This is a genomic window from Stenotrophomonas sp. 364, from assembly GCF_009832905.1.
GTDB classification, from domain to species: Bacteria; Pseudomonadota; Gammaproteobacteria; order Xanthomonadales; family Xanthomonadaceae; genus Stenotrophomonas; species Stenotrophomonas maltophilia_AP.
On record NZ_CP047135.1, the window covers coordinates 1,990,596 to 2,007,189 of the forward strand.

Annotated in this window: 17 protein-coding genes and 1 pseudogene; 2 read left to right on the top strand and 16 right to left on the bottom strand. The window is 62.9% G+C overall.

Annotation, left to right across the window (positions count from 1 at the left end; translation table 11 throughout):
- Positions 1-73 precede the first annotated feature (73 nt).
- From GQ674_RS09085 to GQ674_RS09115, 7 genes are read right to left on the bottom strand one after another with little or no spacing between them, the layout of a single operon-like run.
- Positions 74-1,453 (bottom strand): ATP-binding protein, encoded by a 1,380-nt coding sequence (locus tag GQ674_RS09085; protein ID WP_159499354.1) that lies wholly within the window; start codon positions 1,451-1,453, stop codon positions 74-76.
- A 17-nt stretch (positions 1,454-1,470) separates the two neighbouring features.
- Positions 1,471-2,145, bottom strand: a complete 675-nt coding sequence (locus GQ674_RS09090) for a response regulator transcription factor (RefSeq protein ID WP_159496790.1) — start codon at positions 2,143-2,145, stop codon at positions 1,471-1,473.
- A 24-nt stretch (positions 2,146-2,169) separates the two neighbouring features.
- Positions 2,170-2,784 (bottom strand): hypothetical protein, encoded by a 615-nt coding sequence (locus tag GQ674_RS09095; protein ID WP_236546287.1) that lies wholly within the window; start codon positions 2,782-2,784, stop codon positions 2,170-2,172.
- Between the two features lie 34 nt (positions 2,785-2,818).
- A complete protein-coding gene (locus GQ674_RS09100) occupies positions 2,819-3,655 on the bottom strand; it encodes an SDR family oxidoreductase (RefSeq protein ID WP_159499357.1) in 837 nt (278 codons plus the stop codon).
- A complete protein-coding gene (locus GQ674_RS09105; protein WP_159496791.1) occupies positions 3,655-4,329 on the bottom strand; it encodes an iron-containing redox enzyme family protein in 675 nt (224 codons plus the stop codon). The genes GQ674_RS09100 and GQ674_RS09105 overlap by 1 nt, the downstream gene beginning before the upstream one ends.
- Positions 4,326-5,822: an AMP-binding protein gene (locus tag GQ674_RS09110; protein WP_159496792.1), complete on the bottom strand. Its 1,497-nt coding sequence runs from the start codon at positions 5,820-5,822 to the stop codon at positions 4,326-4,328. Before GQ674_RS09110 ends, GQ674_RS09105 begins: the two co-directional genes overlap by 4 nt.
- Positions 5,819-6,499, bottom strand: coding sequence for a thermostable hemolysin (locus GQ674_RS09115; protein WP_159496793.1), 681 nt, complete (start codon positions 6,497-6,499; stop codon positions 5,819-5,821). Before GQ674_RS09115 ends, GQ674_RS09110 begins: the two co-directional genes overlap by 4 nt.
- A 414-nt stretch (positions 6,500-6,913) precedes the next feature.
- Here GQ674_RS09115 and GQ674_RS09120 point away from each other — a divergent pair, with 414 nt between their 5' ends.
- Positions 6,914-7,645, top strand: a complete 732-nt coding sequence (locus GQ674_RS09120; RefSeq protein WP_159496794.1) for a hypothetical protein — start codon at positions 6,914-6,916, stop codon at positions 7,643-7,645.
- A gap of 118 nt (positions 7,646-7,763) precedes the next feature.
- Here the strand turns inward: GQ674_RS09120 and GQ674_RS09125 are convergent, their stop codons facing one another.
- Positions 7,764-8,027, bottom strand: a complete 264-nt coding sequence (locus tag GQ674_RS09125; RefSeq protein WP_159496795.1) for a DUF3653 domain-containing protein — start codon at positions 8,025-8,027, stop codon at positions 7,764-7,766.
- A gap of 354 nt (positions 8,028-8,381) precedes the next feature.
- A pseudogene (locus GQ674_RS09135) lies at positions 8,382-9,130 on the bottom strand (serine hydrolase domain-containing protein).
- 229 nt (positions 9,131-9,359) lie between these two features.
- On the opposite strand from GQ674_RS09135, the gene GQ674_RS09145 reads away from it, so the two are divergent.
- Positions 9,360-9,926: a hypothetical protein gene (locus tag GQ674_RS09145; RefSeq protein ID WP_159496798.1), complete on the top strand. Its 567-nt coding sequence runs from the start codon at positions 9,360-9,362 to the stop codon at positions 9,924-9,926.
- A gap of 9 nt (positions 9,927-9,935) precedes the next feature.
- On the opposite strand, the gene GQ674_RS09150 is transcribed toward GQ674_RS09145, so the two are convergent.
- The 7 genes from GQ674_RS09150 to GQ674_RS09180 form a co-directional block, all read right to left on the bottom strand.
- A complete protein-coding gene (locus tag GQ674_RS09150) occupies positions 9,936-11,069 on the bottom strand; it encodes a hypothetical protein (protein ID WP_159499359.1) in 1,134 nt (377 codons plus the stop codon).
- 73 nt (positions 11,070-11,142) lie between these two features.
- Positions 11,143-11,610 carry a hypothetical protein gene (locus tag GQ674_RS09155; RefSeq protein ID WP_159496799.1) on the bottom strand — a complete coding sequence of 156 codons (468 nt, stop codon included), beginning with the start codon at positions 11,608-11,610 and terminating at the stop codon, positions 11,143-11,145.
- Between the two features lie 4 nt (positions 11,611-11,614).
- On the bottom strand, positions 11,615-12,214 hold the full coding sequence (locus tag GQ674_RS09160) for a hypothetical protein (RefSeq protein WP_159496800.1): 600 nt from the start codon (positions 12,212-12,214) through the stop codon (positions 11,615-11,617).
- Positions 12,215-12,703, bottom strand: a complete 489-nt coding sequence (locus GQ674_RS09165; RefSeq protein WP_159496801.1) for a hypothetical protein — start codon at positions 12,701-12,703, stop codon at positions 12,215-12,217.
- Between the two features lie 53 nt (positions 12,704-12,756).
- Positions 12,757-13,227 (bottom strand): hypothetical protein, encoded by a 471-nt coding sequence (locus GQ674_RS09170; RefSeq protein WP_159496802.1) that lies wholly within the window; start codon positions 13,225-13,227, stop codon positions 12,757-12,759.
- A gap of 192 nt (positions 13,228-13,419) precedes the next feature.
- A complete protein-coding gene (locus tag GQ674_RS09175; RefSeq protein ID WP_159496803.1) occupies positions 13,420-14,802 on the bottom strand; it encodes an aldehyde dehydrogenase family protein in 1,383 nt (460 codons plus the stop codon).
- Positions 14,803-14,837: 35 nt separating this feature from the next.
- Positions 14,838-16,493 (bottom strand): acetolactate synthase large subunit, encoded by a 1,656-nt coding sequence (locus GQ674_RS09180; RefSeq protein ID WP_159496804.1) that lies wholly within the window; start codon positions 16,491-16,493, stop codon positions 14,838-14,840.
- Positions 16,494-16,594 lie beyond the last annotated feature (101 nt).

Genomic DNA, 16,594 nt, shown 5'->3' on the forward strand with positions numbered 1-16,594 from the left:
GCGCCCAATGAATGGGGCGCAAGTGGACGCCTTCAGGCTACCCATCAACCTACGGGGTCGATGAATATGGTTGCTACCTTGGCTGCTGCGCTCTGGAAGGTAATTGAACCGTCACCTTCAGCCCGTTAAGGCACTGCGAAGTGCCAAGGGTGATCGCTCCGTCATGTGCCTCCAGTGTCTCCTGTACGATAGATAGGCCTAATCCGCTGCCCTCCGCGCCACTTCCGATCACACGGTAGAAGCGGTCGAAGACGCGGCCTTGGAGGTCCTTCGGAATACCGGGGCCAGAGTCCTCCACCGTAAGGACGCATTGCTCGCCCGTCTGTTCGGTAGACACCACCACGACCCCATGCTCAGGGGTATACCGGATGGCATTCTCGACAAGGTTGCGTACCAGCAAGCCCAGCGAGAACTCGTCGCCGAAAACGTCAGCTCTATCGAGAACGAGGTTCATAACGTGGCTTTTTGAAGCTGCCAAGGCCCTGAGCTCTTCAACCTCGTTGCTCACCAGGGCGTCCAGGCTTAGCTTGGCAAACGCATCCTTTCCGATGCTGCGCTCGGTTCGGCTCAGCGACAGCAGCTGTGATACCAAGCGCTCAACCCGTTCGACCCCTCGGGCAAGCAACCGCTGTGACTCGTGGCGCTCCTCATCCAACAACGCCAGTCGCGCGTTGTCTGCATGAACCTTCACCGCGCTGATCGGCGTGCGCAGCTCGTGCGCAGCATCTGCGATAAAGCGACGTTCGCGTGCCAATGCCAGATCAAGCCGCTGCAGCAGCTCGTTCAACGCGCGAACCAGGCCGTGGACCTCCTCTGGGAGCTTCGTGTCATCCAAAGGTGTCATTCGGTCGAGGTCACGCTCACCGATATCGGTGGAGACTTTCCGCAACGAGCGCGTCGCCCAGGCGACCGTCAGCCAGATGACCAAGGCCATCACCGGAAGCGCAAGCAACAGCGGCAGCAGCGTGCCGACGGCAATGTCCTCGGCCAGCTCCTGGCGGATGTCCGAGCGCTCGGCGGACTGAAACCATCGACCCTGTGGAGAGCGCAGCGTGAAGGTGCGCCACTGCGCCCCTTCTATGTCGACATCCGCGTAGCCCGGCGACAAGCTCGCCATTGGCGCAGTGGGCGCACTGTCCGATCGGAGCAGCAGGCGACCCTCAGGCGTCCATATCTGAAAGGCCAGCTTACTTTCGTAGGCGTGCCCGTCTTTGAAGGCCAATGCCTCGCCAACGCCGTCGGCGCGCCCGTGCCAACCGCGCAGGACGATGGGATCGCCGGGAAACGCGCTCAGATCGCTGAGCGGCTCGTCCACCAGGCTCAACAGCACCCGCGAGGACTGCACCAGCCGAGCGTCGAACAGTTCCCCGGCCTCCTGCAGACCGGCCCGATAACTCAGACCGGCCGCCAGGAGCATGAGCAGGGAGAGCACCCCCAGCAACACGACCAGCAGGCGGCGACGGATGGACGTCATGCAGTAGCGTCCGAGGGGTCGCCCAAGGCGTAGCCGATCCCCCGCACCGTGCGGATGATGCCGGGATCCAGCTTCCTGCGCAGTTGGTGGACATGCACATCGACGGCATTGCTGGCCACGTCCTCATCCCAGCCATACAGGTGCTGCTGGATGGTCTCCCGCCCAAGCGGCCTGCCTTGTTGTTCCATGAGCAGTCTCAGCAGGGCGAACTCCCTGCGGGTCAAGTCGAGGGTGTGCCCTTTCCAGATGGCGGTCAGACGGGCCGGGTCCAGGCTCAGCGCACCCGCTTCCAACGTCGGTTTTGTACGGCCTACGCTACGGCGGAGCAGGGCGCGCACCCGGGCAAGCAGCTCGGGGGTGTCGAACGGCTTGCCCAGATAGTCGTCGGCACCCACATCCAGCCCAAGGGTGCGGTCGGACGCCCGCTCGCGGGCGCTGAGGACCAAAATGGGCACGTTTCCGCCCGCTGCGCGCACCTTGCGAATGACGTCGATCCCGTCCATTCGTGGCAGACCCAGGTCCAGCACAACCAAGTCGATGTCGCCGTCGCCGATGGCGGTCAGCGCGGAGGCACCGTCCTGCACCCAGTCCACGGCGTATGCCGCCCGACGTAGTGCGGTCCGGATGCCTTCCCCGAGTGATGCATCGTCTTCGGCGAGCAGGATGCGCATGCAGGCAGTCTCGTTGTCCCGGGCTTACTTGGCAAGGTGGCCCCGGACCTCGTTGAGTTTGGCGGTCGCTTCGGCACGCCGGCCGGCATCGGCGACTTCCCGGCCGGGGCGGGCAGGTGCAGCAATCGCCTTTTCGAGCGCTGCCCGGGCGCCTTGCCAGTTCTTCTGGTCGCGCAGGAAATCGCCGTAGAAGTAGTTGGCATCGATCCCGTTCGGATCCACGGCCAAACCCTTCTTCAGCATAGCCGCCGCGGTTTCGTCATTGCCGAAGCCCAACGGCCAGCCCGGAACCTGATAGTAAAGGGCACCCAGGCTGGTGTAGGCCGCACCCTGCAGTGCGTTGGGATCTATCTTCAGGGCGGCCTCGAAGTCCGCCCGTGCCTGTTTCACCAGGCTGAGCGCCCCCATGCCACCTTTCTCGCCGGCGAGGCTGGAGAGGACGATACCCTCCCAGATCAGTGCGCCGGCATCACCTGGCTCGGTCTGACGGGTCCTCGCTGCCTGGCTGGCCAAGGCCTCGAACGCGGTCTGTCGCTGCGGCTTGCTGGTCTGGTAGTTGATCTGGGCCCAGCGGTCGCGCAACTGGGCGACTGTCATGGGCGTTCCCGGTTCGGCAGCACAGGCAATGCCGACCAACATGACCAACGCGCTGATGAGCAGGATGAACATGGTTTTACCGTGACGTTGCTTCATGAGAGGAGTCCTCTTGGATGGGCTGCGCTTGAGAGGCGTGGCGCCTGATGATGGGAAGCTGGGCACGCAGGCTGCGGTCGACCAGCGCCGGGAACATGCCGTTGATGCGGGCGAACAGCTTCTCCGGCCAGCCGAGCTGGCGGCGCCGATCGCCTTGGACGATGGCCTGGACAAGCGCAGCGGCGACGGCCTTCGGCGCATCGCTGCCGACCTTGAGCTCTGCATTGAGCGCATCGACGGCAGGCGTATTGAAGGCGGTGCGCGTGGCGCGCGGAGAGAGATACTGGAAGCTCAGGCCGGTGCCGTCGTGTTCACGGGACAACGCCTCCATCAGGCCGCGCAAGCCGAACTTGCTGGCGCTGTAGGTGGCAAAGCCGGCAAAACCGATGCTGCCAAAGGTGGAGCCGATGGCGACCACGCTGGCCTGTTCGTGGCGGCGCAGCATCGGCAACAGGGCGTGGATGAGCAGCGCAGAGCCGACCAGGTTGGTCTGCAGCAGGTGTTCCAGTTCATCGGGGTGCTGGTCTTCGAACAGACCGAACGCGCTCTGGGCGTGGCCCAGCACCAGCACCGAAGGGGACACATTGGCCTGTCGGAGTGCGGCGATCAGGTGCGAGCGGCCCAGTGGCGTGGACAGGTCAGCGACCACGGTCTGCAAGCGCCCAGCCGGTAGCTCTGCGGCAAGTGAGGTGAGCCGGCTGCGGTTGCGCCCGACGGCCATGATCGAGGCGCCCGCCTGGACCAATGCGTGGCACAGCGCCACGCCGATGCCGCCACTCGCGCCGGTGACGATGACGGTCCTGCCGGCGAGGTTCATCACGCGGCCTCCGCCCAGCGCACGCCGTCCTGGCGAAGCGTGCGGAAGATGTCCCCGTACAGCACGTAGAAGCGCCGGGCGGCATGGATGACGGCCTGCTGGTCGGCGGGGTCGTCCAGACGGTCCATCAGCCCTTCGAAGAAGCCGACATGCTCGATGTCCAAGTCGCCGTGGGACAACAGGTAGCTGAAGGCATTGCGCGGCAGGTCGAGCGAGGTCTGGATGGTGTTGGCCGCACGGGTGGCCAGCGCCACGCTGGTTCCCTCCAAGACCAGCACCATGCCGAAGAAGCCGACCGGGTTGCCTCGGTGGATGGTGTCATAGGCGTAGCTCACCATCAGCTCGGTGGCCAGTGAGGGCAGGCTGGCGGCGGCTTCGGCGCGGTCGGCACCGCAGGCCGCCAAGTCGTCCAGCACCCACTCCTGGTGGCCCATTTCTTCCTCGATGTACTCGCCGATGGCGGTGCGCAGCCATTCAAGCCGGGCGGGCAGACGCGCGCCGCAGGCCATCAACAGCGGAACGGTGTGCCTGACATGGTGGTAAGCCTGCCCGAGGAAGGCGACGTAGTCTTCGCGGGCGATCTGGCCCCCCAGCGCGGACTGGATGATCGGCACGGAGATCAGGGTGGCTCGCTCCTGCTGGGTCTGGGCGAGCAGTTCGGAATGGAAACTCATGCGGATACTCCCGTGGAAGGAACGGAGGCGGGACGGCGATAGCTCGCATCGACCTCGGCCTGGAAATGGGACAGGATGGCGTCGCGACGCGGGCGCCCATTGGCGGTGAGCAGCCCGGCACCTGCAGTGAATGGTGCCGGTGCGCGCACGATGCGCGAGACGCGGGCGTAGTCGGGCAGGCCGGCGTTGACCTCGGCGACGGCGCGGGCGAGGGCGGCATCGTCCAGGTCGGCGCGACGCGGAACCAGCACGGCGACGTTGTCGGCCTGTGCTTCGCCCCATACCACCGCCTGGACAAGGTCCGGGTGGGAAAGCAGCTCGCTCTCCACCCATTCCGGCGAGACATTCCGACCGAACGCGGTGATGAAGACATTCTTGCGGCGGCCGGTGACGTGGACGAATCCGTCAGCGTCGACGTGGCCCAGGTCGCCCGTGCGGATGGGACCGTCGGGAAGCGGTTCGGCACCGAGGTAGCCCAGTGCGCGTGCCCCATCGACCTGGATTTCATTGTCGACAATGGCGATACGAGCGTGTGGAAGCGCTTTGCCGACGCTGCCATCCCGGCTCGCACCGGGTTGATTGAGGCAGACCACCGAGGCACATTCGGTCAGCCCATAGCCTTCGAAGACCGGCAGCCCCAGGGCGCGCGCCCGTGCAAGCAGCCCCGACCCCACGCGCCCACCGCCGACGGCGATGTAGCGCAGCGAGGCGGGCAGGGGAGCACCGCTTTCGGCGGCCATCACCACCGCCAGTAACAGCTGAGGCACCAGGATGACGCTCTCCGGCTGATAGCGGTGCAGGCACCGCAACAGCGTCGGCACGTCCAGGCCCGAGGCGCCGGTGTAGCCGATCTCCGCCAGCGATGGGAGCGCGATCTGCGCGTCCGAGAGTAGCGTTGCATACAGCCCGGCGACGTTCTCCAGGAGCGTGGAGAGCGGCATCAGGCAGAGGTGGCGGCGCGGGGCAATCGCAGACGATCCTTGCACCAGTGAACTGGCGACCGTGAGCAGCGTGTCGGCCGACAGGCACACGCCCTTGGGGCGGCCGGTGGTGCCGGAGGTGTAGGTCACGCATGCGGTGCTAGCGGGAAGGTCGACCGACGTCGCCGGACAGGTCCGCCACTGGGCGAGCGTCCCGCCGTCCAACGTCCCCAGTGTGCCCATGCTGCCCGTTGGCGCAGGCGCGCCCCGGGCGGTGACCACGCATTGGGCACCGCTGGACGCCAGGGCATGAGCGATCTGTTCGGGAGAGAAGAATGTGGGCAACGGCACATGCACGCCGCCGAGCTCGCGCACGGCAAGATCCAGGACCAGCCAGTGAATGCCGTTGTCCAGCTGGCTTGCGACGCGGTCGATGCCTTGCAGGTCCAGCCGACTAGCCAATCGCAATGCGCGTTGCCGGATCTGCTCATCGCCAATTTCCGCGCTGGAAGTGAGCACGCGTGCGTTGCGCCTGCCGAGACCGGCGATCAGGGGAGAGGTCAGCGCGTTCATTGCGCCCCCACCATGGCTTGCAGAGACGAATCAGGATCCGTTTTGGCGCGCGCATCGTGTTTTCGTGCTTGATGCAAGAACGCACGTCCGGCGGCGACATTCCCACAGACCACCTTCGGCCGGGCCTGGTAGTAGCTGCCCCACTGGGAGGCATCGCCGGTGAGTCGCTCTGGGCTTGCCTCGCCAAGTTCCACCGTCACCAGATGCAGTCTGTCGAGGGTGTTGCGCAGCTGTTGGGTGGCCGCGAACAGCACCCAGCGCACGCGTGCGGCATGCAGCATCTCGGTCAACCGGACAATCAGTTCACGGGCGATGCCGGGCGTGGTGGCGGCAAAGTTGCCGATCTCAGCGATGCGGTCGCGGCCCACATTGGCGATCTCCCGATGCGAGAGGATGGCCTGCACCGGTTCATCGAGATATTGCTCGACAAACAACGGGCCTTCGCTGCCCACGCGCATGCCGACCGCCGCCACCAGGTGCCCCTGTCCATCCCGGAACGCAAGCAGATGGGGCAGGAACGCGTGCAGGGTGGCACCGTAGCGCTCGCGGTATACGTGGGCGATGAACTGCTCCACCTCGCTGCGGTTTGAGTCTTGCTGGCCCACCACCTGCGACTGCGGCAGGTGGGAGGGGAACGTGACAGCGAGGGAGGTGGGGATCCAGGACATGGCGAGCATGCTGGCCGGCTTGGATTAAGGACCAATTAGCCGTTAGTTAAGCAGTCATTAGCTTTTGGGAAGACTTTCGTTGAGGTCGCCCGGTCCTCCTGACATCCCCCAAGCTCTCAGGAGCAAGTGCGCGTGCGCGATGGAATCTGATCAATCGCTGGCAGCGTGGAGGATTAGGGATGTTTATCGGGGGTAGGGCGGCTCCCGACCCAAAGCGGACTTGTGTCTGCCGGCTAGGGCCTCTCGAGGTCTCTTGCCTTAACCCTCGGGCCGGTTATACGCTGGGGTGTTAGTCGGTCGCGGCCACCCTAAGATCGAGCTATGCCAAAGGGGAAGCCCGCAATACGATGTTTTGTGGGGAAATCGTATAACCGGACCCACGGGTCCGACTGTTAGGTAGTTAGGCCTAGTTTGGAGAGTAAAGTGGAACTCGACTCAAAATCGGTCATGGACGTGCTCCGCAAGCTAGATATCGACACCCTGCATCACGCGAACACGATCCAAACATCCTGTGTTTTTCTCCAGCACGGTCGTTTGCTTTCACGTGGCACTGTTGATGAAAAGGGAATAGAGCAGACGCCGCAAAAGTCCGACGGTCTAGATAGGCGCTATGGAATCTGGTACGACATATTCCTAGATAGCGTCGACATACATGCCAGAGCAAGTTCGCGCAATTTTTACGGGCCCGTTCTCTTTCGCTTCAATCTAGACCTTCTCGGCGAAGATTGGTTGCCGTCCGTGTGGATTACCAAAAAAAACCCCACAGAATGGAAGGACGGCGAAACGGCCGCTGACCGTTATTACTCTTCAGTTGAAGAATTCAAGGCTCGCTACAAAAAGGGTAACTTTGGGTCCATGTTCATGCTTCGTCATGTAGGCGGCGTGCTCCGCCTTACGCCACACTTACGTGATATCGTTCTGGACGATCCTCAATGGGATTACCAAGACACAGACGTTTATAGTCAGGCCGTTGGCGCGCTCAGAGCTTCTGCATGGCAGGGCGGTCTCAAGTCATTAGACATTTTGAAGAGGCAGTGCCCGGACGCTTGCAAATGCAAGAAGCAGTACAGCGATGTGCTGAGTGACGCGGAAGCCAAGAAGAAGTACGGAAAGCAGACTGCAAAACAGTTCTTCTTCATGGCAGACGATGCCTAACAATTCGTCCAAGCCGACGCCGCTTCGCGGCGCGGCTTAACTCAGGCGCTGGGAATTTCCGCTACTGGCCGGAAGCGGACACGGGCGGGAGTAGGGGCACGCCCCTACGGTGGCGCTTTCATCCGGCAGACTTCCCGAAGTGGCGTTCCCTGAAATCGCCCAGATCCACGACAACGACCTTGACCATCTGACGCCGACCCGCGATTGCCTTACTGGCCTCGGCCTTGCGTCTGGAGGCGTAACCGGCCAGCCTAAGTTCCATCTTGCCGCGCCATGCAAGGCCTACAAGGCGTTCGGGGGTCATGCGGTCACCGTCAGGGCTGACGAGGTAGTTGCCGCGGATGCTCCAGCCTGCGAAGGGGCCTGTCAGGTACTGAGACATGCATCAATGCTCGCTTTGTCCTTGGAACCACGAATAGGCTAGAACGACGCCAGCACCAGCTTCAGCGGACCCAGGTAGTACCGGGCAGCATTTAACATAATATACATTATGCGAACTGGTAGATCTGTCCCAGACACGCTGTTTCAGGTGGCTGGGCCCCGCTTCAACGGTCGACCGGATCAGAATGTCCGCTGGCCTGATCCGGATCCGCCAGGCGCGCGTGCACCAATCCTGCGCCCCTGGCCGATCTGATCAGGGCGACTGTGATCGGCATGGAGATTCGTGAACACAGCAATCGAGACGCCCGTTCCCAGGTATCTGGCGAAGTACGACGTAAACCCTTGCCATGCGCCGTCATGCTCCACGATGGGACCCGATGGGTGGATGCGGACAAACCAGCCGAGACCGTAGCCTTCCTCGGGAACCACGCCGTCGACCGGATATGGTGTCCACATCTGCGCCAACGTAGCGGGAGCCAGGACGGAGCGCGCTGCACAAGGCGCGACCCCAGTGCTTCAGATCCCGACCGGTCAGGTACTGGGTGCCGTCGGCCGTGGAATTGAAGGTGGGCGATACCCAGGCCTGGTTGTACAGGGTCCCTCCCCTGCGTTCGTAGCCTGCGGCCCGATGGGGGACGATCTCCTGGTCGGATATCACCCGGGATGCGGTCATGCCGAGACGCCCGAAAATCTCCTCCGCCAGGATGTCGCCGTGGAATTTCCCGGTGATGCTGCGGATGACGGCACCAAGCAGAAGGTAATTTGCGTCGCGGTAGCTCCACGTTTCTCCTGGAGACGCCTCAACGGGCAGCTGGGAAACCTTCTGCACCAGTTCCGCTTCCGTAAAGTCCCGGCGCACGTAGAACGGCCCGTCGCGGCCGGTCAACTCGTCGCCGTCATAATCGGCAATGCCCGACGTGTGCGAGAGCAACTGGCCGATGGTGATCGCCTGCCACGTCTCAGGCAGTCCGACCACATGTGAGCGGATGCTGTCATCCAGGCGAAGACGGTATCCGGGGTGGCCGGCACGTCGTGCTCGATGTTCGAAAATCCATACCCCTTCAAGAGCACGGCGTGCCCATGACGATAGACGCCGAGCGTCAAGCCAGGGATCTGCTGCCGAGTCGCTTCAGACGCGACATAACGGTCAATCGCCTGCCTCGGGTTACAGGAAGTTCGGCCGGATAGAGTCTTCGCAGAAGTACATGGCGTGCAGAGCGTTACTCTGCAATCCTGGCAGACTAAGCTATGGCCCGTAGCCGCTTGGATAGGGCCAGGACAGGAATTGCACGAAACCGTACGTCAAGGTCCCACGAATGGAGAGCGATTTTAGATGAAGAATTGGCTGATCGGCGTAGTAGTCACCATGGCATGGACCAGCCCCTGCGCTGCTCAAATCGCCCCTGAGTTGCTCGGCGGCGCGGATCCGGGCAAGCCGATGTTCAGCGAATCCTTCTACAAGGGGGTTGAGGGCAATTGGGTGCTGGTACGCGAACCCGTCAACACCGGTTACCACTGCTCGGTTAATTTCATCACGCCAGATTCCACCTTTTCGCTTCGTGGCCCCGCCGACGCTGGAATGGCGCGAAAGGGTCATGGCGGCGTTTGGTTCATCAGCGAGGCGATCTCTCCGGTGACAAAGACCGAGATCGTTCCCATCACGTTGTCATCTACCAACCACCCCACGCAGAACGTCCAGGCCGCCCATGTGAGCATGCCGGGCCAGAGCAGTGGGGCGTTGTTGCTCACCATCGACGTGCGGAAATCGGTGAAGGAAAAGCCGGACAGCAATGAGCTCGCTATCCAGTTTCAGGGGAAAGAGGTGTTCCGCGCAAAGGTTGTCCAGCTGCAGCTGGCGTATCGCCAGCTTTCGGCTTGCATGAGCATGGCTCAAAAATAGGCCATGATTTCAGCCGTTTGGCACGTTCAAGATGTCGGCGCAGGCGTCACGTATCTTTCTTGTGTCGCCACTTGCTTCACCGAAGACATTCACATCGGCAACCCTCAGCATCCCGGCGCCGTCCGGGATCAGCACATAGCGGACGTTGCAGCTTTTATAACCGCCGCCGCCATACGTCGCGCCGGTCGCGAGGTTCTGCCACATGACGCGATTGTCAAAGGACTGCCCATAAGACAGCGTCCGCGCAATCCCGGCCTGACGGACAGCTGGGTTGCCGTTCGCGGCGACGACCTCTTGCTCGGTCTTGCCCGTCCACACCTGGATCAGGATCGATTCACTGCGTGATAAACGCCTTGCCCCCCGGTATTCAGCGGCGGCCTGAGTAAAATCCAGATCGGTCTTCATCGTCGCCAGACTGCCCTGTACCCTCCCCTGCGCTTCGGTTACTTTTTGCTGCATTTGCGCCAATTTTGCCTTGTGCGCTGCCGATTCTGCCGGCGTCAGCTTGCGGCCGTTGTTGATCGCAGGCTTCGGTACATCGGACCACAGCTTTTCCCAGGTAAAGTCGGCAAGCGAACTCATCGACAGTCCGTCCGGGACCAGTTCCAGTCCATTCAAACCAAGGGCTGCCAGTTTCGGTCGCAATGCTTCGGCCTTAACCACACGATTGACCGAGGCAGTTTCTTTGGCGCCGATAATGCTGTCACTGTTGCAGGCTACATTCCATGCCTGTCGCATCGTATGGCTGCTCGTACTTTGCCAATCGGTGGGCTGGAGATCAATGATCGTCGGATCCTGTTTCATGGACTTTGTTCCGCTGGCCACCCGGAATTCCACCGAATCCGGCGTGTCCAACATGCCGGTTGAGTCAGCCTTGTGCTTGGGCGCGCCACGGCCACGTTTGCTCGGCTTGGGGCATTTGAACTGGAGTTGATATTCCAACCATAGGGGTTGGTCGATCGCTTCATAGACCATTGTCAGGTCAATCTGACGGATCCGGTTTGGCCCGGGATTCGTGACATCATCGGCCGGCGTGTGGTCGGTCGCCGCGTCATTGGCGTACACATTGACACGCTTTCCGGCGGCACCCTGCACATCGATCAGAAACTCGCTGGCCCCGACTTGCGCCGCGATAGCCATGATGCCCGCGCCGATTACGAGTTTTGTGATTTGTCGTGTCATGAGCGCTTCCTTGTCCGTTTTACCAACTCGCGCTCTACCGCGCACGTACGCTACGCAACCTTTTGAGCTTCTGCCGGAACCAGGCACCACCTGGTCGATCGTGCTGCAGCGATGCTAAGCACCGGCAATGGCTCTGGCAACCCCCGGCCCCCTCCAGCGCCTGCGCCGCGACCAGGGTTTCGCCGATGGATTCTGTTGCCTTGGCTGCCATGCCGGCAGGAAGCCCGCCGGGTAGTTCGATGGCGTTGCGGTAGCTGGATGCCAGCACCAGCCCAAATCCGGTGATGCCCAGGCCCGTACCCAAGTCGTAGCGGGTGGCTTCCAGTGCCTCGGCCGACCCGGCTTTCTCTTCAGGTGCACTGCCCATGATCGCAATGGACGACGCAGTCAGGCCGACAGCACAGCCCGCTTCGACATGACCAAGGTCGATGGTCGCTACGCGCTCGCGCTTGACTCCATTCGCGCCATCTAGTGGAATCACCGGCTGAGCATGGAGAGCCATGAACTCATTGGCAGCTGAAGCGCTCCCAATGGGTTCCATCGAAGCGCAAGATCGCGTCATCGCCAACAGTCCACATTGCTCCCGCGGTGGCGGATGCGCTGTAGTAGGCCAGATGTCCTTCCAAGGGCACGATCACCCTTTCCACCGTGCCGCCCGACAACGCCAACAACGCCCGCTGCGCGCACAGGTAGAGCGTGTCCTGGAACAAGCAGGCATGTTCGATGCTGAGATGCGCCAATGCCGGCACAGTGAGCGTACGCCAGCCGTCCACGCGATTGCCGCGGAACACCGTGCCCGCATCCCCGGCCAGCACCACGCTGCCATCGGGCATGCAGTGCACTACACGAATGGTCCACACGGAAGGTGATGCTAGCGCCTGCCACTCCCGGCCATCCCAATGCCAAAGTGCACCGCCCTCGCCTGCGGCATATATGTTGTCCGCCCCAAAGCCATCCATCGCGTTGAAACCACAGGTGACCTGGTCCACCAATGGCGCGTGGCAACCATCATCCATCCGAACCCATCCGTCGGCGCTGCGATGGTGTACTTGTTGCTGCGTGCCGCACGCATACAACTCCCCTGCGATCTGCTGCAGGTGCAACACCTATGCATTGGGCAAGGTCAGCGTTTCATCGTGCGGTGCTTGGCCGGTCGGGTTGATCCGCAGCAGGCCTCGCCTGCCCAGCATGGCGAAGGCGAGCGGCTGCTCGTCCGTGGCCGGCAGCAACGTGGCGCCGTACGTGATGTCGGGCAGATCATAGACAAAGTAGAACGTGCCATCGCGTAGCAGCATCACCCGGGTGATGCTGGGGTCGTGGCCCTCCAGGTACAGGTGGCCCAAGAGCAGCGCGACGTTGGGCGCGCTGGATATCACACGGGTGAAATATAGGTCCGTGTCCTTCCGACCTTCGGTGCTGCGTTCTTCATTGTTCATGCTGAAGGATAATATGCCGCGCTCGCCCCTGACAGGCCCGTCATCCCGGCCGACCCCCGCGGAAGCATCCATTCGCCAACTCTGGATCCAGCGCTCGCTGCGCTGCACATTGCGCCATGCCGCCGCGGAGCGCGGACGGTTGAACCTGCCTGCACTCATCTATCCCCACAGCCTGCCCCCCGGCCGGCAAGCCAGGAAGGCTCACTGAGTAGTCAGCGGCATTGCTGTGCGACGTCGATGCCGTCCCGATGCTTCATGACGAAGGCCTCAAGCCCCGACGGGTCCACATGGACCCGGCCGAATTTGGCAGGCTTCCCTTCGGGCACGAAGGTCGTAACCATCTGGCTCTCAAGGTGTGCAATGCCTGGCGCGCGTTGGTCGGCATGTCCAAAAACATGAAGGGTGAGAAGGTCATATCCGTTCTCGACCAGCATCAAGGGAACGCTCTTGCATCGTAGTTCGAACACCTGAGACAGTTCATGCCCTGGGTTGATAACAATTCCCTTGGCGGCATTCTCTTGAGCGAACGTGATCGCACTGGCTCGGATCACCTTGAAATCCTCCGGCGACAATGCCCGGAAGGTCTTGAGCTCAGACTCAAGCACAGTGGGATACGTGATCCATACGATGCCTGCCGCAACCACCAAGCCCAGGAATGTGAGGAAGGACGTTGCCTTCTTCATTGGGGAGCTTTCACCTTGCCGACTTGAGCCTTGGCGGTTGCCACCATGCAGAACCCCGCTTCCCAATTGCCATCCATGGTTGCCATCCTCCTGAAGTCAGCACCTTGAAGGAATGCTAGCAGCACTCCCTCGTGACAAGAGGCAGCAGCGGTGTCGAAAGCACCCTGACCGCTGCCCTTCCCCACACCCCGCTCAACTCCTCCGCATCAGAATCATCTTCTCCTGCGACATATCCCGCATCGTGTAAGGAATACCCCCAGTGCCATAGCCGGACTCCCTGCGCCCTGCAAACGGCATCCAGTCGGTGCGGAACGCAGTCGGGTCGTTGATCATCACCGCCGAGGCATCCAGCCGGTTGGCGGCACGCATCGCGATGTCGATGTCCTGCGCGAAGACGCTTGCCTGGAATGCGGTAGGCAGGGAGTTGGCCCGCGCGATGGCCTCGTCAAGCTCCCCGTAGCGGTACACCGCCACCACCGGGCCAAACACCTCCTGCGTGGTCACTCGCGCGTCGCTGGCGGGATCGAGCAGTACGGTAGGCTGCAACGTCGTTTCGGAAAGGCGTTTGCCGCCGGTTGCACACTGCGCCCCGGCCTTCACTGCCTCCTCGATCCATTCGGCCACCCGGTCGGCCTCGCGGGGCTGGATCAGCGGCCCCACCTCGGTATCTTTCAGTGTGGGGTCACCGGTACGCAGCTTTTCTACGCGCGCGATCAGCGCCTGGGTGAAGTCGTCGGCGATGGCGTTGTGCACGAAGATGCGCTGGGTGGATACGCAGACCTGCCCGGCGTGGTAATAGCCGCCCTTGACGATGGGTTCGATGATCTTGGCCAGATCCGCGCTGCGGTCCACGATGGCCGGCGCGACGCCACCATGCTCCAGCGCCGAGCGCGCCCCGTGTGCCAGCTTGGCGTGCAGCGACCAGCCGACGCGGGCCGAGCCGATGAAACTGAGGAACGCAACGCGCGGGTCGGTAACAAGCGCCTCGGCCAGTTCGTTGCCATCCGGCAGGAAGCTTTGGCACCAAGGCTCCGGCAGGCCTGCCTCGTGGACCATCGCCACGAATTCCAGGCAGGACAACGGCGTGGTGGAGGCTGGCTTGATGATGACCGGGCAGCCCACCGCGATGGCCGGCGCCACCTGGTGGACGATCAGGTTCAACGGGTGATTGAACGCCGAGATCGCCGCGACGACGCCGATCGGCTCGCGGGTAGTGAACGCCCAACGATTCTCCGCTGCGGCCGAGAGACCCATCGGAATTTCCCGGCCGGCAAAGTTGCGTAGCTCATCGGCGGCGTTGTGGACGCCATCGATGGCACGGGTTGTCTCGACGATGGCATCGGGCAGCGGCTTGCCGCCCTCGCGCGCGATCTGCAGGGCCAGGTGGTCACGTTTGGCCTCCATCAGCGCAGCCAGCTTGCGCAGGATTGCGATGCGCTGGTGCGGCTGGAGCCAGCCGTCGCGGTTCTTGAACGCCCGCTGCGCGGCGCTGAGTTTGCGCTCCAGTGCCGCCGCGTCGTCGAACGGGATGTCGGCGATGGGCGCGCGGTCGAAGGCTTGTACGACGGTCAACATCGGGGATTCCTTGTATTGGGCGTCAACGTGGCCGCTTACGCACAGCCCACGTCGGGCGTGCGGTTGCGCAGTTCGTCGACCAGGACGCGGGTGTTCTCGGAGTAGTCGATGGGCACATCCAGCAGATGGACGCCACCGCCCGCAAGGGCGGCCTCGATCGTGGGCACCAGCTGCTCCACCGCCGTGATCCGGCTGCCTTTCGCGCCGTAGGCTTCGGCGTAGCGCACGAAATCGGGGTTGCCAAAGCGCATGCCGAAATCCTCGAAGCCGTCCACCGCCTGCTTCCAGCGGATCATGCCGTAGGCGCTGTCGTTGAGGACGATGACCACCAGGTTCAGCCCCAGCCTGACGGCGGTCTCCATCTCCTGCGAATTCATCATGAAGCCGCCGTCACCGCACACGGCCAGCACGCGGCGCTGCGGAAACAGCATCGACGCCATCATGGCCGACGGCAGGCCGGCGCCCATCGTGGCCAGCGCGTTATCGAGCAGCAGCGTGTTGGCCACATGCGTGCGGTAGTTGCGGGCAAACCAGATCTTGTACATGCCGTTGTCAAGACACACGATGCCGTCTTCGGGCATCGCCTGCCGCACGTCATGGACCAGGCGCTGGGGCGTCACCGGGAAGCGGTCTTCCTCGGCGCGGTCGTTGAGGCGGGACAGGATCTTCTGACGCAGCTCACCGGTGCCCGCATCTTCGACCACCCTGCCCTCCAGCCGTTCGGCAAGCGCGGTGGCACTGGCGCCGATGTCGCCGATCACCTCGATATCGGGGTGGTAGACCTGTTCGACCGTGGCCGACTGGAAGCCGACATGGATCACCTTGGGCCCGCCGTTGTGTTTCATCAGGAACGGCGGCTTTTCGATTGTGTCATGGCCGATGGCGATGATCAGGTCGGCACGTGCCACGGCCTCGTGGACATAGTCGCCTTCGGAGAGGGCAGCCGTGCCCATGTACAGGTTGGAGCCACCGGTAACGGCGCCTTTGCCCATCTGCGTATTGAAGAACGGCAGGCGCGTGCGCGCGACAAATGAGGAGAGCGCCTCGGTCAGCGAGGGACGGCTGCAGGCCGCGCCGATCATCACCAGGGGGCGCTTGGCGGCCAGGATCGCAGCGGCGGCCCGGTCGAGCGCGGCGGCAGTAGCAACAGGGCGATCCAGGGCGTGCACCGGAATCACCGGCACCGCGTCCACTTCTTCCCCGGCGATATCCTCCGGCAGCTCCAGATGCACCGGCCCCGGTCGTTCCTCCATGGCGACGCGGAAGGCATCGCGCACCATCGCCGGAATCGCCGCAGGGCTGACGATCTGGCGGGTCATTTTCGTGAGCGGTTTCATCGAGGCCACGATGTCCACGATCTGGAAGCGTGCCTGCCGGGCGCTCATCACCGCCTTCTGGCCGGTGATCAGGATCATCGGCCATGCCCCGAGATGGGCGTAGGCCGCGCCGGTGGAGAAGTTCAGTGCGCCCGGCCCGAGAGTGGCCAGGCAGACCCCGGGCCTGCCTGTGAGGCGGCCGTGGGTGGCGGCCATGAAGGCGGCGGCTTGTTCGTGACGGGTGAGGACCAGCTCGATGCTGGAATTTCGCAGGGATTCCAGGAAATCGAGGTTTTCCTCGCCTGGAACGCCGAAGATGCGGTCTACGCCCTCATTCTCGAGTGCGGCGACCAGTAAGTCTGAGCCCTTGGGCATTGCTTCGATCCTTGCGGTGATGAACTACGGAGAGTTCTGTGCCATGGGGAAAAGCGTGGAGCGTAGGACGACTATACGCCCGGCACTGTGCACACCCGTCG